General features: G+C 69.4%; 22 protein-coding genes. 20 read left to right on the top strand and 2 right to left on the bottom strand.

Features of this window, described 5'->3' with window-relative positions; translation table 11 throughout:
- The 9 genes from pgsA (at window position 1) to dapF (ending at window position 7799) form a co-directional block, all read left to right on the top strand.
- Complete coding sequence (gene pgsA / locus E3T28_RS00775) at window positions 1-600, top strand: CDP-diacylglycerol--glycerol-3-phosphate 3-phosphatidyltransferase (protein WP_134426955.1); 600 nt, start codon at window positions 1-3, stop codon at window positions 598-600.
- A gap of 16 nt (window positions 601-616) precedes the next feature.
- Window positions 617-1123, top strand: a complete 507-nt coding sequence (locus tag E3T28_RS00770; protein ID WP_134427166.1) for a CinA family protein — start codon at window positions 617-619, stop codon at window positions 1121-1123.
- Between the two features lie 189 nt (window positions 1124-1312).
- A complete protein-coding gene (locus E3T28_RS00765) occupies window positions 1313-1618 on the top strand; it encodes a helix-turn-helix domain-containing protein (RefSeq protein ID WP_134426953.1) in 306 nt (101 codons plus the stop codon).
- A gap of 9 nt (window positions 1619-1627) precedes the next feature.
- A complete protein-coding gene (locus tag E3T28_RS00760; RefSeq protein WP_134426951.1) occupies window positions 1628-1849 on the top strand; it encodes a DUF3046 domain-containing protein in 222 nt (73 codons plus the stop codon).
- A 259-nt stretch (window positions 1850-2108) separates the two neighbouring features.
- On the top strand, window positions 2109-3242 hold the full coding sequence (gene recA / locus E3T28_RS00755; protein ID WP_134426949.1) for a recombinase RecA: 1134 nt from the start codon (window positions 2109-2111) through the stop codon (window positions 3240-3242).
- A gap of 3 nt (window positions 3243-3245) precedes the next feature.
- Window positions 3246-4043: a regulatory protein RecX gene (locus E3T28_RS00745; protein WP_134426948.1), complete on the top strand. Its 798-nt coding sequence runs from the start codon at window positions 3246-3248 to the stop codon at window positions 4041-4043.
- Window positions 4044-4104: 61 nt separating this feature from the next.
- On the top strand, window positions 4105-5898 hold the full coding sequence (miaB, locus tag E3T28_RS00740) for a tRNA (N6-isopentenyl adenosine(37)-C2)-methylthiotransferase MiaB (RefSeq protein WP_241979104.1): 1794 nt from the start codon (window positions 4105-4107) through the stop codon (window positions 5896-5898).
- A 13-nt stretch (window positions 5899-5911) separates the two neighbouring features.
- Window positions 5912-6907, top strand: a complete 996-nt coding sequence (miaA, locus tag E3T28_RS00735) for a tRNA (adenosine(37)-N6)-dimethylallyltransferase MiaA (protein ID WP_241979103.1) — start codon at window positions 5912-5914, stop codon at window positions 6905-6907.
- 10 nt (window positions 6908-6917) lie between these two features.
- Window positions 6918-7799, top strand: a complete 882-nt coding sequence (gene dapF, locus E3T28_RS00730) for a diaminopimelate epimerase (RefSeq protein WP_134426946.1) — start codon at window positions 6918-6920, stop codon at window positions 7797-7799.
- Between the two features lie 151 nt (window positions 7800-7950).
- Here dapF and E3T28_RS00725 read toward each other — a convergent pair whose 3' ends face one another.
- A complete protein-coding gene (locus E3T28_RS00725) occupies window positions 7951-8562 on the bottom strand; it encodes a class I SAM-dependent methyltransferase (protein ID WP_134426944.1) in 612 nt (203 codons plus the stop codon).
- A 41-nt stretch (window positions 8563-8603) separates the two neighbouring features.
- Between E3T28_RS00725 and hflX the strand changes: the two genes are divergently transcribed.
- The 3 genes from hflX to metE all read left to right on the top strand — a co-directional run bounded on the left by hflX (window position 8604) and on the right by metE (window position 13807).
- Window positions 8604-10142 carry a GTPase HflX gene (gene hflX, locus E3T28_RS00720; protein WP_134426942.1) on the top strand — a complete coding sequence of 513 codons (1539 nt, stop codon included), beginning with the start codon at window positions 8604-8606 and terminating at the stop codon, window positions 10140-10142.
- 324 nt (window positions 10143-10466) lie between these two features.
- Window positions 10467-11468 carry a methylenetetrahydrofolate reductase gene (locus E3T28_RS00715; RefSeq protein ID WP_134426940.1) on the top strand — a complete coding sequence of 334 codons (1002 nt, stop codon included), beginning with the start codon at window positions 10467-10469 and terminating at the stop codon, window positions 11466-11468.
- A complete protein-coding gene (metE, locus tag E3T28_RS00710; protein ID WP_134426938.1) occupies window positions 11465-13807 on the top strand; it encodes a 5-methyltetrahydropteroyltriglutamate--homocysteine S-methyltransferase in 2343 nt (780 codons plus the stop codon). Before E3T28_RS00715 ends, metE begins: the two co-directional genes overlap by 4 nt.
- Before the next feature lie 156 nt (window positions 13808-13963).
- On the opposite strand, the gene lexA is transcribed toward metE, so the two are convergent.
- Window positions 13964-14668, bottom strand: coding sequence for a transcriptional repressor LexA (gene lexA, locus E3T28_RS00705; protein ID WP_134426937.1), 705 nt, complete (start codon window positions 14666-14668; stop codon window positions 13964-13966).
- Between the two features lie 283 nt (window positions 14669-14951).
- Between lexA and E3T28_RS00700 the strand changes: the two genes are divergently transcribed.
- The 8 genes from E3T28_RS00700 (at window position 14952) to E3T28_RS00665 (ending at window position 25032) form a co-directional block, all read left to right on the top strand.
- Window positions 14952-15308 (top strand): LysM peptidoglycan-binding domain-containing protein, encoded by a 357-nt coding sequence (locus E3T28_RS00700; RefSeq protein WP_134426935.1) that lies wholly within the window; start codon window positions 14952-14954, stop codon window positions 15306-15308.
- 28 nt (window positions 15309-15336) lie between these two features.
- Window positions 15337-16425, top strand: coding sequence for a histidinol-phosphate transaminase (locus E3T28_RS00695; protein ID WP_134426933.1), 1089 nt, complete (start codon window positions 15337-15339; stop codon window positions 16423-16425).
- 25 nt (window positions 16426-16450) lie between these two features.
- Entirely contained in the window at window positions 16451-17074 is a 624-nt protein-coding gene (gene hisB / locus E3T28_RS00690; RefSeq protein WP_134426931.1) for an imidazoleglycerol-phosphate dehydratase HisB, read from the top strand.
- On the top strand, window positions 17071-17703 hold the full coding sequence (gene hisH / locus E3T28_RS00685; RefSeq protein ID WP_134426929.1) for an imidazole glycerol phosphate synthase subunit HisH: 633 nt from the start codon (window positions 17071-17073) through the stop codon (window positions 17701-17703). The genes hisB and hisH overlap by 4 nt, the downstream gene beginning before the upstream one ends.
- Window positions 17704-17760: 57 nt before the next feature.
- A complete protein-coding gene (gene priA, locus E3T28_RS00680; protein ID WP_134426927.1) occupies window positions 17761-18507 on the top strand; it encodes a bifunctional 1-(5-phosphoribosyl)-5-((5-phosphoribosylamino)methylideneamino)imidazole-4-carboxamide isomerase/phosphoribosylanthranilate isomerase PriA in 747 nt (248 codons plus the stop codon).
- Window positions 18491-19312 (top strand): SseB family protein, encoded by an 822-nt coding sequence (locus E3T28_RS00675; RefSeq protein WP_134426925.1) that lies wholly within the window; start codon window positions 18491-18493, stop codon window positions 19310-19312. The genes priA and E3T28_RS00675 overlap by 17 nt, the downstream gene beginning before the upstream one ends.
- Window positions 19313-19565: 253 nt before the next feature.
- A complete protein-coding gene (locus E3T28_RS00670) occupies window positions 19566-24260 on the top strand; it encodes an ATP-dependent helicase (protein ID WP_134426923.1) in 4695 nt (1564 codons plus the stop codon).
- Entirely contained in the window at window positions 24253-25032 is a 780-nt protein-coding gene (locus E3T28_RS00665; protein ID WP_134426921.1) for a DNA-formamidopyrimidine glycosylase family protein, read from the top strand. Before E3T28_RS00670 ends, E3T28_RS00665 begins: the two co-directional genes overlap by 8 nt.
- Window positions 25033-25154: the final 122 nt, after the last annotated feature.

Genomic DNA, 25154 nt, shown 5'->3' with positions numbered 1-25154 from the left:
ATGGCCACACCATCCACGCCGGTCGCCCGGCCCAGCAACTGGAATCTCCCGAACCTGATCACGGTCGTGCGCATCCTGCTCGCCCCGCTCTTCATCTGGATGCTCCTCGCCGACGCCGGCCAGGACGGCGCGCTTCGCTGGTGGGCGGCCGCGCTGTTCATCGTGGCCATCGCCACCGACGGGATCGACGGGGCCATCGCCCGCCGCCACAACCTGGTCACCGATCTGGGCAAGATCCTCGATCCGATCGCCGACAAGGTGCTCACCGGTGGAGCCCTGGTCTGCCTCTCCATCCTGGGCGAGCTGTGGTGGTGGGTGACCATCGTCATCCTCGTGCGCGAGATCGGCATCACGGTGTTCCGTTTCGTCATGCTGAAGGACCGCGTCATCCCCGCCTCGCGGGGTGGCAAACTCAAGACCGTGCTGCAGTCCGTGGCGATCTCCCTCGCCCTCGTGCCGCTCTGGCTGCTGTTCGGCGACTGGATCTACTGGGTCAACTGGACTGCGATGGCCCTCGCTCTCATCGTCACCGTCGTCACCGGCCTCGACTACCTCATCGCCGCGCGCCGCGAGAACCGTCTCCAACACGACCGTGGCTGATCCGGTGGCCGCCGACATGGCCGGTGTGACGCCTGCCACGGCGCGCGTCATCGCGGAGCTCACCCGCCGCGGGCTCACCATCGCCGTGGCCGAGTCCCTGACCGGCGGCGCCCTGGCCGCCGAACTCATCCGCATCCCCGGCGCATCCGTCGTCGTCAACGGGGGAGTGGTGGCCTACCAGACCGCGCTGAAACACACCCTCCTCGGCGTCGACGCGGCCCTGCTCACGGAGCACGGCCCGGTGCATCCGCAGGTCGCCCGGCAGATGGCCGAGGGTGTGCGCCTGCGGCTGGCCGTCGACGGCAGGCCCGCGGACATCGGTGTCGCCACGACGGGTGTGGCAGGTCCAGACGGCCAGGGCGGCCAGGAGCCGGGAACCGTGTTCCTCGGGCTCGCCCACGGGGGAGCGGCGTCGGTCATCCCGCTCCGGCTGCACGGCGACAGGGCCGCCATTCGAGCGGCTTCGGTGGCCGCGGCCGTCGAAGCTGTGTGGCAGCTGTTAGCCCGTGACTCGGTGGAATAGTTCCCCGAAATCCTCGGTTACACCGAGCGTATTCACAAGAAAAGCCCAGTCGTTATCGGTAGTGTCAGGGTGTTCGAGGTTGTAGTACTCTTGCGATCCAACACACGAAGCCACCCGGTCGAGTGGGCGCCAAAAGTATCAAGCAGTACTTGATGAGCAATACTTAATCAGTACGAGAAGGAGGTTCCGATGATTCTTGTTCGACAGGAAATCGGCGATGTGCTCAGGGACTTCCGCCTGCAGAAAGGGCGCACACTCCGTCAGGTAGCCAGCAAGGCCAGCGTGGCCCTGGGATATCTGAGCGAGGTGGAGCGTGGCCAGAAGGAAGCGTCTTCTGAGATTCTGGCTTCCGTTGCAGAGGCTTTGGAGACCCCGATCTCGGTCATCATGCGGGAAGTCGGCGATCGTCTGGCCATCATCGAGGGAATCGACAGGTTCCCCGACACTGTTCCCGACGAACTCGTGGCCAACTATGACGGCATGATGGTGCGCTAGTCCCACCCCATGCGACTGAGTGAGTTCCGTCAGGCCCTGAGTGACGAGTTCGGCGACGGCTACGGCCGAGTCCTCACTCACGATCTCATCCTGACTCCGTTCGGATGCACCGCCGACCAGGCTCTGGCCGGCGGTGCTTCGGCGCGCGACGTCTGGCTGGCCCTCTGCGCCGAGACGGATGTCCCGAAGGCCCGCTGGTACGGCGCCGGTCTCCCCGCCGCGCGCGGCTAGCTGTCGACCGACACGCCCTGGAATACCGGAGATCCTCGAATGCGTGTTCGCATTTTGATATGCTCCTCCACAGCAGGAGTCGAAGACGGCTTATCCACTGCCGTTGTCCGTTCCGGCCTGTGTCGGACGTGCCGCGTACAGTCGGGTTTTGTCATCGACAGAGAGCACATGCCTTGTTGAACGCGGGTGTCGGGGTCTTCCCGGTAGCCGCATGCGACAGCCTATAGGCGCCGAAACGCACGACCGAAGGAGACCACTCATGGCATCAACAGCAGATCGCGAAAAGGCACTCGACACCGCCCTCGCGGCCATCGACCGCCAGTTCGGCAAGGGTTCGATCATGCGTTTGGGCAGCGACGAACGCGCCCCCGTCGAAACGATCTCCACGGGATCCATCGCGCTGGACGTGGCCCTCGGCATAGGCGGCCTGCCCCGCGGCCGCATCGTGGAGATCTACGGCCCGGAGTCCTCGGGAAAGACCACCCTCACCCTGCACGCCATCGCCAACGCCCAAAAGAACGGCGGCATCGCCGCGTTCATCGACGCCGAGCACGCGCTGGACCCCGAATATGCCCGCAAGCTCGGTGTCGACATCGACGCCCTCCTCGTCTCCCAGCCCGACACGGGCGAGCAGGCACTGGAGATCGCCGACATGCTCGTGCGAAGCGGGTCCATCGACCTGATCGTGATCGACTCCGTCGCCGCGCTGGTACCCCGCGCCGAGATCGAGGGCGAGATGGGCGACTCCCACGTCGGCCTCCAGGCCCGGCTGATGTCCCAGGCCCTGCGCAAGCTCACCGGCGGGCTCAGCCAGACCAACACCACCATGATCTTCATCAACCAGCTGCGCGAGAAGATCGGCGTCTTCTTCGGCAGCCCCGAGACCACCGCCGGCGGCAAGGCGCTCAAGTTTTACGCGTCGGTGCGCCTCGACATCCGTCGCATCGAGACCCTGAAAGACGGCACCGAGGCCGTCGGAAACCGCACCAGGGTGAAGGTCGTCAAGAACAAGATGGCGCCGCCCTTCAAGCAGGCGGAATTCGACATCATCTACGGGATCGGCATCTCCCGCGAGGGCAGCCTGATCGACTTCGGTGTCGAACACGGCATCGTCAAAAAGTCCGGTGCCTGGTACACCTACGACGGCGACCAGCTGGGCCAGGGCAAGGAGAACTCGCGCAATTTCCTGCTGCGCGAAGCGGAGATGGCCAACGAGATCGAAAAGAAGATCCTCTTCAAGCTCGGGATCAGCCCCGAGGGTGCGGCGGCCAAGAAGGCTCAGGCGGCAATCGACGCCGCGGCGGCCCTGGTGACCGCGGCGGCAGCCAAGGAAACGGCCGCGGCGAAGGCCGAGTCCCTCCAGGCCAAGCTCGCCGCACGCAAGGGGGCGTAGCGCATGGTCCACCCCGAGCCGACCGACAAGGTCGCGTCGCTGAGTGCGGCACGCCGCAAGAGCGCGGCACGCGGCACCGCCGCGGCACGGGCAGTCGAGCCCGCCGCTGCCGAGGCCGAGGCGAATCTCATCGCCGCCGAGCGACTGGCTCCGGTCACGTACCTCGGCGGCGGCGCTCCGGCGGCACCGACCGGGGCCGGCGATGAGGAGTTCGGCGTCGAGAGGTTCGCCGAGGGCGATGACGAGACCGACGACGAGACCGAGGACGAGGCCCCGGACGAGACCCCCGAGAGCCTGGTTGCCCGTGCCGCTGATGATCGCGAGCATGCCGAAGGGGTGCTGCGGCAGCGTCTGCGCGGCCGCAGCCTATCGGCGTCCGAGGCACGCACGGTGCTGGCCGGCACGGAGGTCGCCGAGCACGAGATCGAAGAGATCATCGAGCGCTTCACCGAGCTGTCGTACATCGACGAGGGCCGTCTCGCCGATCAGATCGTGCACAGCCACCACGAGCGTAAGGGGCTGGGGCGCTCCGGCGTGCAGGCCGAGATGCGCCGCCGCGGACTCGATCAGGATCTCATCCTGTCGAAGCTCGACGAGATGCCCGACGACGAGACGGAACGGGCCATCGAAATCGCCATCAAGCGGGTGGGGCAGCTCGGGCGGCTCGACGACCAGACCATCGACCGCCGGCTCAATGCGTTCCTGATGCGCAAGGGGTATTCCTCGTCCATCGTTCGCGTGGCGGTGAAGGCCGCCCTGGCCTCCCGCGGCGGCTCTCCATCCCGGGTGCGGTTCCAGTAGGAAGCGGGCCGGGGCAACCCGGCCCGGTTTCGGAGGTGCCACGCGTAAGCTGGTATCCACTATGACCCGCAGCACCGCTATGTCCCCATTGTCCGGCGCCGAGACGCTGAACCCGCAGCAGTCGGCCCTGCGCACCTCGGAGCTCCTTACCGCCGCCCTGAGCGCACCGACTCTGATCGCTCCGAGCGAGGCCGCGCACGACGCGCAGGGCCGCTCTCGCACCTATGAGGTGCGCACCTTCGGCTGCCAGATGAACGTGCACGACTCCGAACGGCTCAGCGGGTCGCTCGAAGCGGCCGGCTACGTGCCGGCCGACGGCGAGGAAGCCGACATCGTCGTGCTGAACACCTGTGCCGTGCGCGAGAACGCGGACAACAAGCTCTACGGCAATCTCGGGCAACTGGCCTCGGTCAAGCGCCGCCACGACGGCATGCAGATCGCCGTCGGCGGCTGCCTGGCCCAGAAGGACAAGGACGTCATCCTCGAGAAGGCGCCGTGGGTCGACGTCGTCTTCGGCACGCACAACATGGGCTCCCTGCCGAGCATGCTCGAACGCGCCCGGCACAACGGTGAAGCCCAGCTGGAAATCCTCGACTCCCTCGAGACCTTCCCCTCGACCCTCCCCACCAAGCGGGACTCGAGCTACAGCGGCTGGGTCTCCATCTCCGTCGGCTGCAACAACACCTGCACGTTTTGCATCGTGCCCGCCCTCCGCGGCAAGGAAAAGGACCGCCGCCCCGGCGAGATCCTCGCCGAAATCCAGGCCCTCGTCGACGACGGGGCCATCGAGGTCACCCTGCTCGGCCAGAACGTCAACTCCTACGGGGTCGAGTTCGGCGACCGCCTCGCGTTCGGCAAGCTGCTGCGCGCGGCCGGCACGATCGAGGGCTTGGAACGCATCCGTTTCACCAGCCCGCACCCGGCGGCCTTCACCGACGACGTGATCGACGCCATGGCCGAGACGCCGTCGGTCATGCCCCAGCTGCACATGCCCCTGCAGTCCGGGTCAGACCGCATCCTCAAGTCCATGCGCCGCTCCTACCGTTCGGCGCGGTTCCTCGGCATCCTCGACCGGGTGCGCGCCCAGATGCCGCACGCGGCGATCAGCACCGACATCATCGTCGGCTTCCCCGGCGAGACCGAGGAGGACTTCCAGGAGACCCTGCGGGTCGTGGAGCTGGCCCGGTTCGCGACCGCCTTCACGTTCCAGTACTCCGTCCGCCCCGGAACGCCGGCCGCGACGATGCCTGACCAGGTGCCCAAGGATGTCGTGCAGGACCGCTATGAGCGCCTCGCGGCCGTGCAGGAACGCATCTCCTGGGAAGAGAACCAAGCCGTGGTCGGCCGCGAGGTCGAACTGCTCGTCGCCAACGGCGAGGGCCGCAAGGACGCCGACACTCATCGGCTGAGTGGCCGTGCCCTCGACAGCCGCCTCGTGCATTTCGACGTGCCGGAGGGGTCCGAGTTACCCCGGCCGGGCGACCTGGTCACCGTCACGGTCACCCAGGCGGCCCCGTTCCACCTGATCGCCGACTCGGGCGACGGGGCGCCGCTGCGCATCCGTCGCACCATCGCCGGCGACGCCTGGGATCGCCTCGAAGCGGAGTCCTGCGGTGTGCCCAGCCACGGCGGGGCGGCTGGGGCTCCCGGCTCGGTGTCCCTCGGCCTGCCCACACTGCGCCAACGAGACCCACGCCAACGAGACCCGCGCCAACGAGACCCGCGCCAACGAGACCCGCGCCAACGAGACCCGCGCCAACAAGACCCGCGTCTACCCGACCCGCGCGTGGGTCCGCCCGCGGCGAGCGGTTCCAGCACCACGCCGATCTACGACGTCACCGACGGGGAGCGCTAGGCAGGTGCCCGGTGTGAACTCGGCGACCGGTTCTGAGGCGGCGGACGCCCACCCCACTCTGATCGTCATCGTCGGCCCCACCGGCACCGGCAAGTCCGATTTGTCCCTCGACGTCGCCGAACGCCTGACCACCTCCGGCCGGGCGGCTGAGATCGTCAACGCCGACGCCATGCAGCTCTACCGCGGCATGGACATCGGCACGGCCAAGCTCACCGTTCCGGAGCGCCGCGGCATCCCGCACCACCTGCTCGACGTGCTCCAGGTCACCGACGAGGCCACCGTCGCGCGCTACCAGACGGAGGCCCGCGCCGCGATCAGCGGCATCGTGTCGCGCGGAAACGTGCCCATCCTGGTCGGCGGTTCGGGCCTCTACGTGTCCGCCGTGGTCTATGACTTCCGGTTCCCCGGCACGGATACCGCGCTGCGCGCCCGCCTCGAGGCTGAGCTGACCGAGCAGGGCCCCGGCGCGCTGTACACCCGGCTGAAGGCCGTGGACTCGGTCGCCGCGTCCCGCATCGGCGCCAGCAATGGCCGACGCCTCGTGCGCGCCCTGGAGGTCGTGGAGCTGACCGGGGGGCCGCACACCGCCGCGCTGCCCGACGAACCCGTCTACTGGATGCCCGCAATCACCCTGGGCCTCCGCGCCCAGCGCGCCCAGCTCACCCCGCGCCTCGACGCCCGGGTGGTTGGCATGTGGGCCCGGGGGCTCGTCGAGGAGGTGCGCGGGCTGATCCCGAGTGGAATCGAGACCGGTGTCACCGCCAGCCGGGCCATCGGCTACGCCCAGGCCCTCGGGCAACTGACCGGCAGCCTCAGCCAGGCGGAGGCCATCCAGGAGACGCAGCAGATCACCCGCCGGTACGCGAGACGGCAGGTGAGCTGGTTCAAGCGCTCCCCGCACACCCACTGGATCGACTCCGACTCGCCCGGCCGGGTGGACGAGGCGATCGCCCGCCTGGGCCACCCGGGGCAGCCGGCCGAGCACTGGGCGACCGACCCGGCCTCCTAAACTGGACGGCATGGGTATTGATCTGAACTTCACCAAGGGCCACGGCACCGGGAACGACTTCGTGCTCTTCTCCGACCCTGACGGGCAGATCGAGCCCACCCCGAGCCAGATCCGCGCGATCTGCGACCGCCGCTTCGGCATCGGCGGCGACGGCATCATCCGGGCCGTGCGCTCGACCAGCCTGGCCGCCGGCGCGGCCGCTCTCGCCGAGGACGACGCTGCCGAATGGTTCATGGACTACTGGAACGCCGACGGCACGGTGTCCGAGATGTGCGGCAACGGCATCCGCGTGTACACGCGGTTCCTGGTGGAGCAGGGTCTGGCCACGCTCGACCGAGGCGACACGCTCTGCATCGGCACCCGCGGGGGAGTGCGGGACGTGCAGCGCGGCGCGAACGGCTATCAGGTCGACCTCGGCCGGTGGCGCCTGGACGGCGGGGAACCGCTGGTTCGGGCGAAGAACCTGGCAGTGGCCCGGCCCGGCCTCGGCATCAACGTGGGCAACCCGCACGTGGTCGTGGCCCTCGCCGACGACGACGAGCTCGCCGGCGTCGATCTCACCTTCGTGCCCCAGATCGACCCGGACCCGGCGGCCGGCGCGAACGTCGAGTTCGTGTTGCCGGGCGATCCGCTGGTCGTGAACGGCGTCGGCCATATCCGGATGCGCGTGCACGAGCGCGGTAGCGGCGAAACCCTCTCCTGCGGCACCGGTGCGGCCGCCGCGGCCCTCGCCACCCGGCACTGGGCCGGCGCGGGTGCACCCAACCAGTGGCAGGTCGAGGTCACCGGCGGCACGCTCGGCGTGCGCATGTTCCCGACCGAGGACGGCGAGCACGTCTCACTCTCGGGCCCGGCGGACCTCGTCTTCGACGGGGTCTTCCGCCTCGGCTGAGCCGTGCCCGGGGTCGCCCGCGGACCGCGACGCGGTTCAGTCCCGAACGAATTCGACGGAGATTTTGCTCTGAACAGCGCGCCACGGCTCAGGAACGGGTGTTTGACCCAAAATCTCCGTCGAATTGGTTCGACGCCGGACCAGGGCGCGACTAGTCCTGGCGCTGGACCCGCAGAACCCGGAAGCCCTTGCTGATGGCGTGCCGCGCGGTGCTGAATTCGTCGGGCAGGTCGCCGTCGAGCCAGCGCTGCAGGGAATCGGAGCCGAGGTTGCGCTGCACGACGAGCCAGGCATCCGAACCCGGTTCCAGGCGCGGCAGCCAGGTGCGCAGCAGGGAGTGCAGTTCGGTCTTGCCGACGCGGATCGGGGGATTCGACCAGATGGTACGGAAGGTCACGTGCTCGGGCACCTGGTCGGGCAGCACCGCCGTGACGTTGGTGAGGCCAAGCTTCTCGGCGTTTCGCCGCACCAGATCGAGCGCCCGCTCATTCACGTCGACGGCCCAGATCGTGGCACGGGGTGACGCGAGGGCCAGGTGCAGGCTGATCGGACCCCAGCCGCAGCCCAGGTCGAGGAAATCGCCGCCGGGCGGCGGGGTCGGCGCGTTGTTCAGGAGCACCTGGGTGCCGGTGTCGATGTGCTCCGGGCTGAAGACCGCATTGGCCGTGGTCAGCTCGTGTTCCGCACCATGCAAGTGCACGGTCACCTGACGGAGTTTCAGGGTGCTGTCGGGTGCCGGGGTGAAGTAGTGGTCGGAAGGCATAGAGGGAACTTACCGTGCATCGAGGAACTATTGTTAAAAGGATGACTGAACCAAATCTGCCCGACGACACCGACGACGTGGTCGCCCGCGTGCTCGCCAGCGCCGACAGCAAGGCTTCCGGCTACTCGCTGTTCCGCAGCGGCTCAGCGCAGGCCCTGCAGGCCGAATCCGGCGCGTCACACGACGACGAGGGTCATGACGGCCTCCAGCAGGACCGCGAGGACCGCAACGCGTTGCGCCGCGTGCCCAGCCTCTCCACCGAGCTCGAGGACGTCACCGAGGTCGAGTACCGCCAGCTGCGGCTGGAGAACGTTGTCTTGATCGGCCTGTACACGCACGGGACCGTCGCGGATGCCGAGAATTCCATGCGCGAACTCGCCGCGCTGGCGGAAACCGCCGGAGCCACCGTGCTCGACGGTCTCATGCAGCGCCGGGCCAAACCCGACGCCAGCACCTACCTCGGCAAGGGCAAGGCCGAAGAGGTGGCCGGCATCGTCAAGGCGATGGGAGCCGACACCGTCATCGCCGACACCGAGCTCGCTCCCAGCCAGCGGCGCGCCCTCGAGGATGTCGTCAAGGTGAAGGTCATCGACCGAACTGCCGTGATCCTTGACATCTTCAGCCAGCACGCCAAGAGCCGTGAGGGTAAGGCGCAGGTCGAACTCGCCCAGCTCGAATACCTGCTTCCCCGCCTGCGCGGCTGGGGCGACTCGATGTCCCGCCAGGCCGGTGGCCAGGTGGGTGGCGCGGGCGCCGGCATGGGCTCGCGCGGCCCCGGTGAGACCAAAATCGAGCTGGACCGGCGGCGCATCCACACCCGGATGTCCCGGCTCCGCAAGCAGATCCTCGAGATGAAACCCGCCCGCGAAGCCAAGCGGGCCAACCGCAAGCGCAACGCCGTGCCATCCGTCGCCATCGTCGGTTACACCAACGCCGGCAAGTCGAGCCTGCTCAACCGCATCACCCGGGCCGGCGTTCTGGTGGAGAACTCCCTGTTCGCCACCCTGGACGCCACGGTGCGCAAGTCGACGACGGCCGACGGCCTCCTCTACACGCTGACCGACACGGTCGGGTTTGTGCGCAACCTGCCCCACCAGCTGGTGGAGGCGTTCCGGTCGACGCTCGAGGAGGTCGCCGACGCTGACGTCATCGTGCACGTCGTCGACGGCTCGCACCCGGACCCGGCGAGCCAGCTCTCCACCGTGCGTGAGGTCATCGCCGAGGTCGGCGCCCGGGAGATTCCCGAGATCGTCGTCTTCAACAAGAGCGACCTGGTCGGTGACGACGACCGGCTCCTGCTGCGTGGACTCTGGCCGAAGGGCATCTTCGTCTCGGCGCGCACCGGTGAGGGCATCGAGGACCTGCTCGCGACCATCTCCGATCTGCTGCCGCGGCCGTCGATCAAGCTTGAGTTGCTGATCCCCTATGAGCGGGGCGACCTGATCGCGGTGCTGCACGAGCAGGGCACTGTGCTCGACACCTTGTACGCCGAGACCGGCACCCAGGTCACGGCGCTCGTGACGAAGGAGATCCAGGCCCAGTTCGAGCCGTTCGCCGTCCGGCCGGCTGTCGCCGGCTGACCGCCACCGGCTTCGGCGGCGCTGCTCCGTAACACGGCGGGCTTCAGCATGCCGTTTTGCGCACTCCTCCCGCATTCCTCCCGCACTCCTCCGGCTCTCCCATGCCGCTCCGGTGTGGGTTCGTGACACATTCCGTCACGGACCTGCCCCGCCTCGGGCGTGCTTGTTAGAGTCTTTTCAATCGTTGCCGTCGGCATTCTGACCGGCGGCATGGAGCGACAGCCGAGCCCGGCACCCGCCCGCGAACACCCGCCTGGCTCGTCTGGCGGTCCGCGGCCGCCCGGCCTCCAGTGCCTGCCACTGGCAACTGTCGAATGAGGAGCAATGCCTGACACCTCGGACCCTGCGTGCGGGAACATCCCGTTCTCGTTCGAGCTGTATCCGCCCAAATCGGATGCCGCCACCTCCGCGCTGCACGCCACCATCAAGCGGCTCGCCGCGGCGGGCCCCGAGTTCATCTCGGTCACCTACGGCGCGAACGGCTCCTCCCGGCGTTCCTCCCTGGACGTGCTCACCCACCTCCTGCGTACCACCACCGTGGACCCGCTGGCGCACCTCACCTGCGTCGGCTCGTCCAACGCGGAAGCCAGCCGGCTGATCCGGGAATTCCTGGACGCCGGAGTGCGGAACTTCCTGGCCCTGCGCGGGGACCCGCCGGAAGGCACCCGGGAGGGTGACGCCTTCCTGGGCGACCTGGGCAGCGCGGCGGAGCTGGTGCAGCTGATTCACCGGGTGCAGGCCGAGCGGGTGCCGTACCGCGAGGCCGCGATCCCGGGGCTCCCTGCCGCCCGCACGATCAAGCGGGAGCGGGAGAAGGTGCGCATCGCCGTGGCCGCGTTCCCGAACGGCCACCCGCGCTCCCGGTCGACCACCCAGGACATCGACACGCTGCTGGCCAAGCAGGCCGCCGGAGCCAACCTGGCGATCACCCAACTGTTCTTCCACGCCGACCACTACCTCGGCTTCATCCAGCGGGCCCGTGCCGCGGGGGTCGAGTTCCCGATCCTGCCCGGAATCATGCCGGTCACCAGTCCCGCCCGGCTGCGCCGCATCCTCGAGTTGTCCGGCGAGGAGCTTCCCTCCGAACTGGCTATCGCGCTCGAGGTGGAGCCGACGAAGGAAGGCCAGCGTGAGATCGGCATCCGTCACGCCACAGAACTGGCCCGGAAACTCATCGCCGGCGGCGCCCCCGGCCTGCACCTCTACGCCTTCAACCAGCACGAGACCGTGCTCGCCGTGCTCGAGCGCTGCGGTCTGCTCACTCCCACTCCAGCTCCATCAGTCTCCGAATTTCCTGCCTCTCACCCTGTCAAGGAGTACTCATGACCATCTCATCCGCACCTCCCGCTTTCCCCGCCGGGACCATCTTGGGTTACCCGCGCATCGGGCCACGCCGGCAATTGAAGAAGGCCGTCGAAGCGTTCTGGACCGGATCGGTCAGCGCCGACGAGCTCGAGGCGACCGCGGCCGCCCTGCGCCAGACCACGAGGGAGCACCTCGTGCAGCTGGGGCTCGGCCGGGACGATTCGTCCATCCCCGAATCGTTCTCCTACTACGACCAGATGCTGGATGCCCTGTGCACGGTGGGTGCCGTCCCCTCCCGGTTCGCGGACCTCCGCGGTGCGGACGGTCACCTCGACCTGGCCGGCTACTTCACCCTCGCCCGCGGCGAAGGTGAGAACCTGCCGCTCGAGATGACCAAATGGTTCGACTCCAACTACCACTATCTGGTCCCGGAAATCGGCCCAGAGACCGCGTTCTCCCTCGCCGGCACCCGCCTCGTGCGCGAGTTCGAAGAGTCGAAGGCGGCCGGGTTCCTGACCCGGCCCGTCATCGTCGGCCCGGTCACCTTCCTGCTGCTGAGCAAGCCCAGCGACCAGGCACCGGCCGGGTTCAGCCCAATCGACCGCCTCGACGACCTGTTGCCGGTTTACGCCGCCCTCCTGCAGCGGCTGCGCGCCGCCGGAGCCGAATGGGTGCAGCTCGACGAGCCGGCCCTGGTCAGCGAAAGCATCGACACCCCGCGAGCGGATGCCCTCGCCGGCCTTCGCTGCGCCTACAACACCCTCGGCGCCCTCGCCCAGCGCCCCGCTCTCTTCGTCGCCGCACCCTACGGCAGCCTCGACGACGCCCTGCCCGTTCTCGCGGCCACCCCGGTGGAAGCCATCGGCCTTGACCTCGTACGTGGAACCGTTCCCGCGGAGACCCCCGGACTGGACACGACCACCCTGGTGGCCGGCGTCATCGACGGCCACAACATCTGGCGCGGCGACCTGGCAGCAGCCTTCGACACGGCGGTGGGCCTGGACGGGCTGTCGCCGCGGATCACGGTCTCCACCTCGACGTCGCTGCTGCACGTGCCCCATGACGTCGACGACGAGTCCGCGCTGAACAGCGACCTGAAGAGTTGGCTGGCCTTCGCCGACCAGAAGGTCGCGCAGGTGGCCACGCTCGCCCGCGGGCTCGCCCAGGGGCGGGCCGCCATCGAGGCCGACCTTGTTGCGGCCACCGCGGCCCGCGACGCGCGTCGGGTGGCTCCCGGCGTGCAGGACGGCGCCGTGCGGGAGCGCGCCGATGCGCTCATCCCGGCCGATTTCACCCGCGGCGACTACGAGGTCCGGGTCGCGACCCAGGAGGCTGCCCTCGGGCTGCCGTTCCTGCCGACGACAACGATCGGATCCTTCCCGCAGACCGGGGACATCCGTCGGGCCAGGGCGCAGCTGCTCAGGGGGTCGCTGAGCGCCACGGACTACCGGGACCTGATGCTTGCCGAGATCGGTCGCGTCGTCGGGCTGCAGGAGGACATCGGCCTCGACGTGATCGTGCACGGCGAGCCGGAACGCAACGACATGGTGCAGTACTTCGCCGAGAACCTCGACGGGTTCGCGGTCACCGAGAACGGCTGGGTGCAGTCCTACGGCAGCCGGTGCGTGCGACCGTCGATTCTCTGGGGTGACGTGTCCCGGCCGCGACCGATCACGGTCGAGTGGTCGGCGTACACGCAGGGGCTGACGCCCAAGCCCGTCAAGGGGATGCTCACCGGCCCGGTCACGATCCTCGCCTGGTCGTTCGTGCGCGACGACCAGCCGCTCGGCGACACGGCCCGGCAGGTGGCCCTGGCGCTCCGCGACGAGATAGCCGACCTCGAGACGGCGGGCATCCAGATCGTCCAGGTGGACGAGCCCGCGCTGCGGGAGCTTCTGCCGCTGAAGCAGAAGGACCAGGCGGACTATCTCGACTGGTCGGTGGGATCCTTCCGCCTGGCGACGGCCGGTGCGGCCGACGCCACACAGATCCACACTCATCTCTGCTACTCGGAGTTCGGGGTGGTCATCGACGCGATCCGCAACCTGGATGCCGATGTGACCAGTATCGAGGCGGCACGCTCCCGCATGGAGGTCGTGGGCGACATCCAGTCCCACGGCTTCGACCACGGCATCGGCCCCGGCGTGTGGGACATCCATTCGCCGCGTGTGCCGAGCGTGGCCGAGCTCACCGACCTGCTCGAGCGGGCCGTGGCGGCCATCCCGGCCGGCCAGCTCTGGGTGAACCCGGACTGCGGCCTCAAGACCCGCGGCTACGCCGAGACCGTCGAGTCCCTGCACAACATGATCGCTGCCACCCGCATTGTCCGCGCCCGGCTGCAGGCCCCCGTCCCCGCCTAACCCGCTGCTCCACCCCGCCCTCAGGCCGGGCACGACCCCGAAACGGCTTTCGTGCCCGGCCCGAGGACCCTATGGCGACCCAACAAATCAAAGACTCCACGACGCTGGTCGAGCCTGCCGAGACCAGGGGCACTGAGGTGTTGAAGTACTCCGACCCTAAACCGATCGCAGAACCGCCACAACCTTCCCCAGGATCTCGGCGTGGTCGCCGACGATCGGCTCGAAATTCGTGTTGCGGGGGAGCAGCCAGGTGTGGCCGTCGCGCTGGCGGAACACCTTGACGGTCGCCTCGTTGTCGAGCATTGCTGCGACGATTTCACCGTTCTCAGCGGTTTTCTGCTGCCGAACGACGACCCAGTCGCCGTCCATGATGGCGGCGTCGATCATGGATTCGCCGGACACCTTGAGCATGAACAGGTCGCCCTTGCCCACAAGCTGGCGGGGGAGCGGGAAGATCTCATCGATCTGCTGTTCGGCGGTGATCGGGATGCCGGCGGCGATGCGGCCGACGAGCGGGACCATGGCGGCATCGCCCACCTGCACGCCGGTGTGAAAACTCTCCGCGGTGCCGGAGGTCGTGTCCTCGGGCGACTGCGGAATCTCGATGAGCACTTCAAGGGCGCGGGGACGATTCGGGTCACGGCGCAGGTAGCCGCTCAGTTCCAGCTGATTGAGCTGGTGGGTGACGCTCGACAGGGACGACAGGCCGACGGCGTCGCCGATCTCGCGCATGCTCGGCGGATAGCCGCGCTGGCTGACCGAGCGCTGGATGACATCAAGGATTGCAAGCTGCTTCTCGCTCAGACTCTTGCGCCGTCTGGTGCCGCCCTTGTCGCGGGGACCGCTGGTGTTCTGCGCCACGTTCGTCGCTCCTCGTTTCGATGGATGCGCTGGCGGCAGGCAGCGAGTGCCGCCGATTCACGCGAATGTCGGGGGTGCCTGATTGAGTTTCAACCAACAATCGAAACTGTATCCGCGTCTTGCTCATAAAACAAACATGTATTCGAGTGGGTCGGAAGAAACTTTTCAGAAACAACCGAAAAGGACTTGATTGTTCGAATAATCGAATATACATTCGGAACATAAGTTCGTATCCGGCCCTCCCGGCCGAGAGCCGGATACGTCTTCACACAGGAGGTAGGAAATGAGCACTGCACTTGAATTGAGCGCCCCCATCGCGACCGGTCGCACCCGGCTCCGACTCACCCGGCGCGGTCGCGTCGTCTTCACGTCGCTGGCAGCCGCTCCATTCGTGGCCCTGGCTCTGATCGTCGCCCTCAACGGCGGCATCGCCGCCGCGGAGAACACGACCGTCGGTCGGGTGGCTACGGCCTTCGACTACGTCACCATCCAGTCGGGGCAGTCGCTCTGGCAACTGGCGGAGAAGGTCGCGCCCACGTCTGACCCGCGCGAGGTGATTGCCGAGATCGTTAGCCTGAACCAGTTGCCGTCCGACAGTGTGGAGCCCGGTCAGCGGTTGGCGCTGCCGAACGACCTCTAGACCCGCTCCGGCAACGCGCCCCGGTAGCATGGGGGGAGTGACCAGTCTCAACGATCTGCCTCTCCGCGATAATCTGCGCGGACTTACCCCCTACGGCGCTCCCCAGCTGCACGTTCCGGTGGCTCTCAACGTGAACGAGAACACCCACGGCATCCCGGCGGAGGTGGCGGAAGACATTGTGGCGGCCCTGGCCGTGGCGGTCACGACCGTGAACCGGTATCCCGATCGGGAGTTCACCGAACTGCGCGACGCCCTCTCGCGGTACCTCGGGCACGGCCTCACCCGCAAGAACATCTGGGCGGCCAACGGCTCGAACGAGGTTCTCCAGCAGGTGCTGCAGGCCTTCGGCGGCCCCGGACGGTCCGTGCTCGGCTTCGCGCCGACCTACTCCATGTATTCGCTGCTCGCCTCCGGCACCGGCACGCGCTGGATTGCGGGCGGTCGCGACGCCGAGTTCGAACTCTCCCCGGCCACGGCGGTCGAATGGGTCGACCGGGTGGCCCCTGACCTCGTCTTCCTCTGTTCGCCGAACAATCCCACCGGAACGCCGCTGTCCCTGGAAACGATTGCGGCCGTCTATGACGCCACCGACGGCATCGTCGTCGTCGATGAGGCGTACGCCGAGTTCGGTCCGGGCGACGAGCCGAGCGCCCTCACCCTGCTGCCCGGTCGGGAACGCCTGCTGGTGTCCCGCACCATGAGCAAGGCGTTCGCGTTCGCCGGTGCCCGCGTCGGCTACCTGGCGGCCGACCCGGCCGTGACGGATGCGCTCCGACTGGTGCGCCTGCCCTATCACCTGTCAGCGTTCACCCAGGCAGCCGCGGTGGCCGCGCTCGCCCACACTCCCGCCATGCTCGCCATGGTCGACGACATCCGCTCCCAGCGGGACCGTCTGGTGAGCGAGCTGGCCCGCCTCGGCTACACGCCCCGGCGCAGCGCGAGCAACTTCGTGCTGTTCGGCGGGGTCGAGGACCCCCGAACCACCTTCGAGGCCCTGCTGGCGGAAGGCATCCTCGTTCGCGACGTCGGTATCCCGGGCCACCTACGGGTCAGCGCGGGCACCGAAGCCGAGACCACGGCATTCCTCGTCGCCCTCGAGGCACTGGGGCGACCCTGAACGGCCGGGGCAATAAACTAGCCGCATGAGCTTCTCTTCAGCGACCACCTCGTCCCGTTTCGCCCACCTGCAGCGTGAGACGAGCGAGTCCAGCATCGACCTGTCGCTCAACCTCGACGGCACCGGTGAGTCCGACATCCAGACGTCGGTGCCGTTCTATGACCACCTGCTCACCGCGTTCGCGAAGCACTCGCTCACCGACCTCACCGTGCGCGCCCGCGGCGACATCGAGATCGACGTGCACCACACTGTCGAGGACGTCGGCATCCTGCTCGGCCAGGCGATCAAGCAGGCCCTCGGGGACAAGTCCGGCATCTCCCGCTACGGTGACGCTGTCGTGCCGCTCGACGAGGCCCTCGTCCAGGCTGTCGTCGATATTTCCGGGCGCCCGTACCTCGTGCATCAGGGGGAGCCGGCCGGGTTCGAGTTCCACCTGATCGGCGGTCACTTCACCGGCTCCATGGTGCGCCACGTCTTCGAAGCCATCGCCTTCAACGCGGGCCTGACCGTGCACGTCACCGTGCAGGGCGGCCGCGACCCGCACCACATCGCGGAAGCCGAATTCAAGGCGTTCGCCCGGGCGTTCCGCCAGGCGAAGGCGCTCGACCCGCTGGTGTCCGGCATCCCGTCCACCAAGGGTGCGCTGTGACCGGCGTCGTCGTCTTCGACTACGGCACCGGTAACGTGCACTCCGCTGTCAAGGCACTCGAACTCGCCGGGGCCGAGGTGACGCTGACCAGCGACCGCCGTCAGGCACTCGAAGCCGACGGCCTCGTCGTGCCCGGCGTCGGCGCGTTCAGTGCCGTCATGCAGGCGTTGAAGGCCGTGCACGGCGACGAGGTCATCGACCGCCGGATCGCGGGCGGCCGCCCCGTGCTGGGCATCTGCGTGGGCATGCAGATCATGTTCGAGCACGGGGTCGAACGTGGCGTGGACACCGAGGGGCTGGGCGAATGGCCCGGCACCGTGACGCAGCTGACGGCGCCGGTGCTGCCCCACATGGGTTGGGACACGGTCACGCCGGGGGAGGGATCGACATTGTTCCGCGGCCTCGAGCAGGAGCGGTTCTACTTCGTGCACTCCTACGCCGCCCAGGAATGGACCCTCGACGTCATGCCGCCGTTCCCGAAGCCGATTCTCACCTGGTCCGAGCACGGACAGCCGTTCCTGGCGGCCATTGAGAACGGACCGCTCACGGCCACCCAGTTCCACCCGGAGAAATCCGGTGAAGCAGGCATCCGTCTGCTCCACAACTGGCTCGGCACTCTCACAAACTAGCCCGACTCTTTCCTGACTGACCTGGTCTTGCGCGACCACTCCCAACCGAGGACACCCATGACTGTGAACACCACTTCCCCCCGTCTCGTTCTGCTGCCCGCCGTTGACGTGGCCGACGGAAAGGCCGTCCGCCTGACCCAGGGCGAGGCCGGCACGGAGACGAACTACGGCGACCCCGTCGACGCGGCCCTCGACTGGGCGCGCCAGGGCGCCGAGTGGATCCACCTCGTCGACCTCGACGCGGCCTTTGGCCGTGGCAACAACACGGACGTCATCCGCACCGTGATCCGGGAGGTCACGGGCGTGAAGATCGAGCTCTCCGGCGGCATCCGCGACGATGCGTCGCTGGACGCGGCCCTGAAGGCGGGCGTCAGCCGGATCAACCTCGGCACAGCGGCACTGGAGGACCCGGAGTGGGCGGCCCAGGTCATCAAGCGGCACGGGGCCGCCGTCGCCGTCGGGCTCGACGTGCGCGGAACCACCCTCGCCGCCCGCGGCTGGACCAAGGAGGGCGGCGACCTTTGGCAGGTGCTCGCCCGCCTCGAGGAGGCCGGCTGCTCCCGCTACGTCGTCACCGACGTGACCAAGGACGGCACGCTGCAGGGACCCAACATCGACCTGCTCCGCCAGGTGATGAAGCGCACCGACCGTCCGGTCGTCGCCTCCGGGGGCATCTCCAGCCTCGACGACCTGCGCGCGCTGCGCGAACTCGTACCGCTCGGGCTCGAGGGCGCGATCGTCGGCAAGGCCCTCTACGCGGGGGCCTTCACCCTGGGCGAGGCGCTGGATGTCGCGGGCGCGTAACCTCGGCTCCACTGGCCTCCCCGGCGGCCCCGGCGGCCAGGGTGCCCCGGGCGGTTTCGCCGACTCTGCCGGACAGCCGTGGGCCGGTCGCACCTTCGCGCCGAGCCTGCACGCCGAGGACGACGGGCTGGCACCGGAGTCGCTGCTCGCGGCGCTGCGCCGCTTCCACGCCCGGGAGGTGGGGGAGGAAACGGTGGTCGACGTCCTCCGCACCGCCCGACTGCTCATTCCTTTGGTCACCGAACTCGGTGACGCGGGCACCACCGCGACCGGACTCGTCGTCGACAAGACCCAGGAACTCTCCATCATCACCGTCGCGGGACCCGACGGCCGCACGGTGTTGCCGGTGTTCTCCTCCGTCGTTGCGATGGCTGCCTGGAACACCCAGGCTCGGCCGGTGCCGTCCGACGGCATCAAGGTGGCGCTGGCCGCGGCCCAGGACGAGACCGACCTGGTCGTGCTCGACCCGACCGCGCCCACCGAGTTCGTCATTCGGCGGCCCGCCCTCTGGGCCATCGCCCAGTCCCTGCCCTGGACGCCCAGCTATGCCAACCGGCAGGTCGCGGATGCCTTCGCCGAGTCCGTCGCCACCGAGCTGAGCGTGCTCGGGGTGGAGCTGGCGCCCGGCGACCCGGCCGCGCGCCTCGCCGGACCGGAACTGGTCGTGCGCCTCGAACTCGTGGACGGATTGACCCGCACCGAACTCGACGCCACCCTCGCCCGGCTCGCGACCCGCTGGTCGTCCAGTGACGTCATCGCCACCCAGGTCGACTCCCTCACCGTGCAGTTGGTTCCCTCCACCTAGGCGGCCGCTACCGGGTCCCGGTCCCGATCTGGTCCCGATCTTGTCTCGATCTGGTCCCGGTCCGCGTCCCGGTCCCGCGCTCCGCGCCTCTTGCTCCGCCCGCGGACGGCCCGCGCCCCTAACGAATTCGACGGAGATTTTGCCCCGAACGCCACGTTTGGGCTCCAAAAGTGGTGTTTGACTCAAAATCTCCGTCGAATTCGTTCGAACGGGCGCGGTGGGTGCTGTCAGACGGATCAGCAAGGATGGACGTATGAACGAGGTTCTGCACCGATTTACGCCGGCCACCCGCGCCTGGTTCGCGCAGGCCTTTGCCGCACCCACCGAGGCTCAGCTCGGGGCGTGGGACGCCATCTCCCGTGGCTCCCATGCGCTGGTCGTGGCTCCCACCGGGTCCGGCAAGACCCTCGCCGCATTCCTCTGGGCTATCGACCGCCTGGCCTCGGATGCGTCGGCTGCCTCGAAGGCCACGGATGCCGCCGTGCCGCAGCCCGGCCGGGTCACCGTTCCGGGAACCCGCGTTCTCTACATCTCGCCGCTCAAGGCGCTCGGCGTCGACGTGGAACGCAACCTGCGTGCCCCGCTGGTCGGCATCGGCCAGGCCGCCGAGCGCCTCGGGTTCGCCCCGCCCCGGGTGAGCGTCGGCGTGCGGTCGGGGGACACCCCGGCCGCCGAGCGCCGCACCCTGGTGAAGACGCCGCCGGACATCCTCATCACCACACCTGAATCGCTGTTCCTCATGCTCACCTCGGCTGCGCGGGAATCGTTGCGCGACGTGGACACGGTCATCATCGACGAGGTGCACGCGGTCGCGGCCAGCAAGCGCGGCGCGCACCTGGCCGTCTCCCTGGAGCGGCTCGACGACCTGCTCACCCGGCCGGCGCAGCGGATCGGACTGTCGGCCACCGTGCGGCCGGCCGCCGAGGTGGCCCGGTTCCTCGGCGGCTCCGCTCCGGTGGAGATCGTCGCTCCGGTGTCGACCAAGCGATTCGACCTCAGCGTGGTCGTCCCCGTCGACGACATGAGCCAGGTCGGTCCGGCTCCCGTGCGGGAGGGGTCGACGGCTGCCGCCGCCCCGCAGACCGGTTCCATCTGGCCGCATGTGGAGGAGGCGATCGTGGACGCGGTGCTCGCGCACACCTCCTCTATCGTGTTCGCGAACTCCCGCCGGCTGACCGAACGACTGACCGCGCGCTTCAACGAGATCTACGCCCAGCGACTGGAAGACGAGCTGCTGCCCGCGCTACTGCCCGAGCCGCTGCCGGCCCTGGTACCCGCCGGTGCTGCCGCATCCGCCCCGCCGGCCGCTGTCATGGGGGCCGGCGGACAGAGCGCCGGGGCCGAGCCGCTGCTCGCCCGCGCCCACCACGGCTCCGTCAGCAAGGAGCAGCGCGCGGTGATCGAAGACGATCTCAAAGCCGGGCGGCTGCGCTGCGTGGTGGCCACCTCCAGCCTGGAGCTCGGCATCGACATGGGCGCCGTCGACCTGGTCGTGCAGGTGGAGTCGCCGCCGTCCGTCGCCAGCGGGCTGCAACGGATCGGCCGGGCGGGGCACCAGGTCGGCGAGGTCTCCCGCGGCGTGATCTTCCCCAAGCACCGGGCCGATCTCATCCATGCGGCCGTCGCGGCCGAGCGCATGGCCGCCGGCCTGATCGAATCCCTCCAGGTGCCGTCCAACCCGCTCGACATCCTCGCCCAGCAGACCGTCGCGGCGACCGCCCTCGAACCCATCCACGCCGAGGCGTGGTTCGACACCGTGCGCCGCAGCGCCCCCTTCCACTCCCTCCCGCGTTCGGCCTACGAGGCCACCCTCGACCTGCTCGCCGGCCGGTACCCCTCCGACCAATTCGCCGAGCTGCGCCCGCGCATCGTCTGGGACCGGGAAACGGGCATCCTCACCGGGCGGCCGGGTGCCCAACGGCTCGCGGTGACCAGCGGCGGCACGATCCCCGACCGCGGCCTGTTCGGCGTCTTCATGGTCGGCGGCGACCAGGTGACCGGTCGCCGCGTGGGTGAGCTCGACGAGGAGATGGTCTACGAATCCCGGGTCGGCGACGTCTTCGCCCTCGGCACGACGAGCTGGCGTATTCAGGAGATCACCCACGACCGGGTGCTCGTGCTGCCGGCCTTCGGCGAGCCCGGGCGGCTGCCGTTCTGGAAGGGCGACGGCCTCGGCCGGCCCGCCGAACTGGGCGAGGCGATCGGCGCCTTCCTGCGCGAGGTCTCGGCGCTCCCGGTCGCAGAGGCCCGGGTGCGCTGCCGGGCCGGCGGCCTCGATGAACGGGCCGTGGACAACCTCCTGGCCTTCCTCGCCGAGCAGCGGGCCGCGACTGGCCAGGTGCCCACCGACCGCACCCTCATCGTCGAGCGGTTCCGGGACGAACTCGGCGACTGGCGAGTGGTTCTGCACTCCCCGTTCGGCCTGCAGGTGCACGCCCCCTGGTCCCTCGCCGTGGGTGCCCGGGTGCGCGAACGCTACGGGCTCGACGGTGCCTGCGTCGCCAGCGACGACGGCATCGTCGTTCGCATCCCCGACACCGAGTCGGACCCGCCCGGCAGTTCCCTCTTTGTGTTCGACCCGGCGGAGCTCGAACAGGTGGTCACCGACGAGGTCGGCGGGTCGGCCCTGTTCGCCGCCCGGTTCCGAGAGTGCGCCGCGCGGGCGCTACTGCTCCCGCGCTACAACCCGGGCCGCCGGTCACCGCTGTGGCAGCAGCGGCAGAAGGCCGCGCAGCTGCTTGACGTGGCCCGCGCCTTCCCGACCTTCCCGATCATCCTCGAAACCGTGCGCGAGTGCCTGCAGGACGTCTACGACCTGCCCGCGCTGATGGCCCTCACCCGCCGCATCGACAGTCGCGCCCTGCGCCTGGTCGAAACCCAGACGGATGCCGCGAGTCCGTTCGCGAGCACCCTCCTCTTCGGCTACGTGGCCGCGTTCATGTACGAGGGAGATTCCCCGCTCGCCGAGCGCCGCGCGACCGCCCTCTCGCTCGACTCCAGCCTGCTGGCCGAGTTGCTCGGCCGGGTGGAGCTGCGGGAGCTGCTCGACCCGGCCGTGATCGAGCAGACCGACCTGGAACTGCAGCGGCTGCCTGCCGACCGGAAGGCGCGCGGGGTCGAGGGCATCGCCGACCTGCTCCGCCAGCTCGGGCCGCTCACCACCGCGGAGGTGGCCGAGCGCCTCGACCCGGCCGTGTCCCCGGGCGCCGCCGAGGGTCTGCAGGTTCTGTCCGAGGCCCGGCGCATCATCCCGGTCGGTTTCGCCGGGCAGCAGTGGTGGGCGGCCATCGAGGACTCCGCCCGGCTCCGCGACGCGCTCGGCGTCCCCCTGCCGCAGGGGGTCCCGGCAGTGTTCACCGAACCGGTGCCCGACCCGCTCGGCGACCTGGTCAGCCGGTACGCCCGCACCCACGGCCCGTTCACCCTCGCCGACGTGGCCGCGCGTTTCGGGCTCGGCCCGGCCGTGGCGCTCGTCGCCCTCCGGCGGCTCGCCGGGTCCCGCCGGCTCCTCGAGGGTGAGTTCCGCCCGCACGGCACCGGCAGTGAGTGGTGCGACGCCGAGGTGCTGCGCCGTCTGCGCCGCCGGTCCCTGGCCGCGCTGCGGCACGAGGTCGAGCCGGTCGATCAGGTCACGATCGGCCGGTTCCTGCCGGATTGGCAGCACGTGGGCGGGCGCCTGCGCGGCATCGACGGGGTCGCATCCGTGATCGAGCAGTTGGAGGGGGCACGCATCCCGGCATCCGCCTGGGAGACCCTCGTGCTGCCGTCGCGCGTCGTCGACTACCGGCCGGGCCTGCTCGACGAGCTCACCAACACCGGCGAGGTGCTCTGGGCCGGCGCCGGCACGCTGGCCGGCAACGACGGCTGGATCAGCCTGCACCTACGCGAGACCGCGCCGCTCACCCTGCCGCTGCCCACCCCCCTGGAGACCACGGCGCTGCAGCAGGAAATCCTGACCACCCTGGCCGGCGGCGGAGCCTTTTTCTTCCGACAGCTCGCGGATGCCGTCGGCAGCCAGGACGACGCCGGCCTGGCCGCCGCCCTCTGGGACCTGGTCTGGGCGGGGCTGGTGGGCAACGACACCTTCGCCCCCGTGCGCGCACTGCTTTCCGGCGGGCGCGCGGCGCACAGCACCCGCCGGGCAGCCCCGCGGGCCCGGCTGCACGGCGGGCGCGTCCCCGCGCGCGGCACCCTGCCCTCCCGCACAGGGCCGCCGACCGTCTCCGGTCGCTGGTCGATCGTGCCGGCCGCCGACGACTCGCCTACCCGGCGGGCGCACGCCCTCGGCGAGACCCTGCTGGAGCGCTACGGGGTCGTCACCCGCGGTGCGGTCATGGGGGAGGGCGTGACCGGCGGTTTCGCCCTCGTCTACCGCACCCTCAGCGGCTTCGAGGAGATGGGGCGCTGCCGCCGCGGCTACTTCATCGAGGGGCTCGGGGCCGCCCAATTCGCGACGGCCGGCACGATCGACCGGCTCCGGTCCTCTGTCGCCGAGGCGCAGCATCCGGAACCGGTGGCGATCACCCTCGCCGCCACCGACCCGGCCAACCCGTACGGCTCGGTGCTGCCCTGGCCGCCGCTGCCGGAGGGCACCGGGCACCGCCCGGGGCGAAAAGCCGGCGCGCTCGTCGTGCTGGTCGACGGGGCACTCGTGCTCTACGTCGAACGCGGCGGCAAGACCGTGCTCACGTTCGACGGAGCGTCCGAGGACGGAGCCGATGGAAATGCTCAACCGGCCGGTCGGCCCGTCATCGGGGCCGTCACCGAACCGGATGCCGTTGTGACGGCCGCCGCCGCCGCCCTCGCCCGCACGGTCACCTCCGGGCGGGTTCCGAAGCTCGGCGTGGAGACCGTCAACGGGGTATTCGTGATCGGCACCGCGGTGGGCACCGCCCTGCTCGCGGCCGGATTCGGCATCACCCCGCGGGGAGTGAAGCTGCATGCCTGAGGGTGACACCGTCTACCGCACCGCGCGGAACCTCGACCAGGCCCTTGCCGGCGCCCGGCTCACCCGCTGCGACGTGCGCGTGCCGGCGTTCGCCACCGTCGACCTGACCGGGCAGACCGTGCACGAGGTTCTCAGCCGCGGCAAGCACCTGCTGATGCGCGTGGGGGAGGCCAGCATCCACTCGCACCTGAAAATGGAGGGATCGTGGCACCTGTATCGGCACGGGAGCACGTGGCGCCGCCCAGCGTTCCAGGCGCGCATCGTGCTCGAAACGGCGGAGTGGGTGGCCGTAGGTTTCGAACTCGGGCTGCTCGAGGTGGTTCCGCTCACGCGGGAGACCGCCCTGCTCGACTACCTCGGGCCTGACCTGCTCGGTCCCGACTGGGACGCGGCCGAAGCCGTGCGCCGGCTCGAATTCCGGCCGGACCGTCCCATCGCTGTGGCGCTCGCCGACCAGGGCAACCTCGCCGGGCTCGGCAACGAATACGTGAACGAGCTGTGCTTCCTGCGCGGGCTGCTGCCGACCCGGCCGGTGGCCGAGGTGACGGATGTCCCAGGCCTCGTCGCACTCGCCCGCCGGCTGATCCTGGCGAACCGCGACCGCACGGAGCGGATCACGACCGGCAACGCCCGGCGCGGCATGCAGAGCTGGGTCTTCGGCCGGGCCGACCAGCCCTGCCGGCGCTGCGGTACCGCGGTCGAGCAGGGCCGGCTCGGCCGCACCGAGCTCGAACTGCGGGTCACCTACTGGTGCCCGCGCTGCCAGACCTAGGGACGTGTGTGTGCGAACGACCGTGGACGCGGCCAACTCAGGACATCCGTCGTCATCGGTCGCGGGCCGCCGCGGACCAGTGCGGAACCGGCGCCGATGCCCGGCGTAACCGGACGGATCTC

Source organism: Cryobacterium sinapicolor (genome assembly GCF_004403465.1).
In the GTDB taxonomy this organism is placed as follows: domain Bacteria; phylum Actinomycetota; class Actinomycetes; order Actinomycetales; family Microbacteriaceae; genus Cryobacterium; species Cryobacterium sinapicolor.
This window is presented reverse-complemented; position numbering and strand designations above follow the sequence as displayed.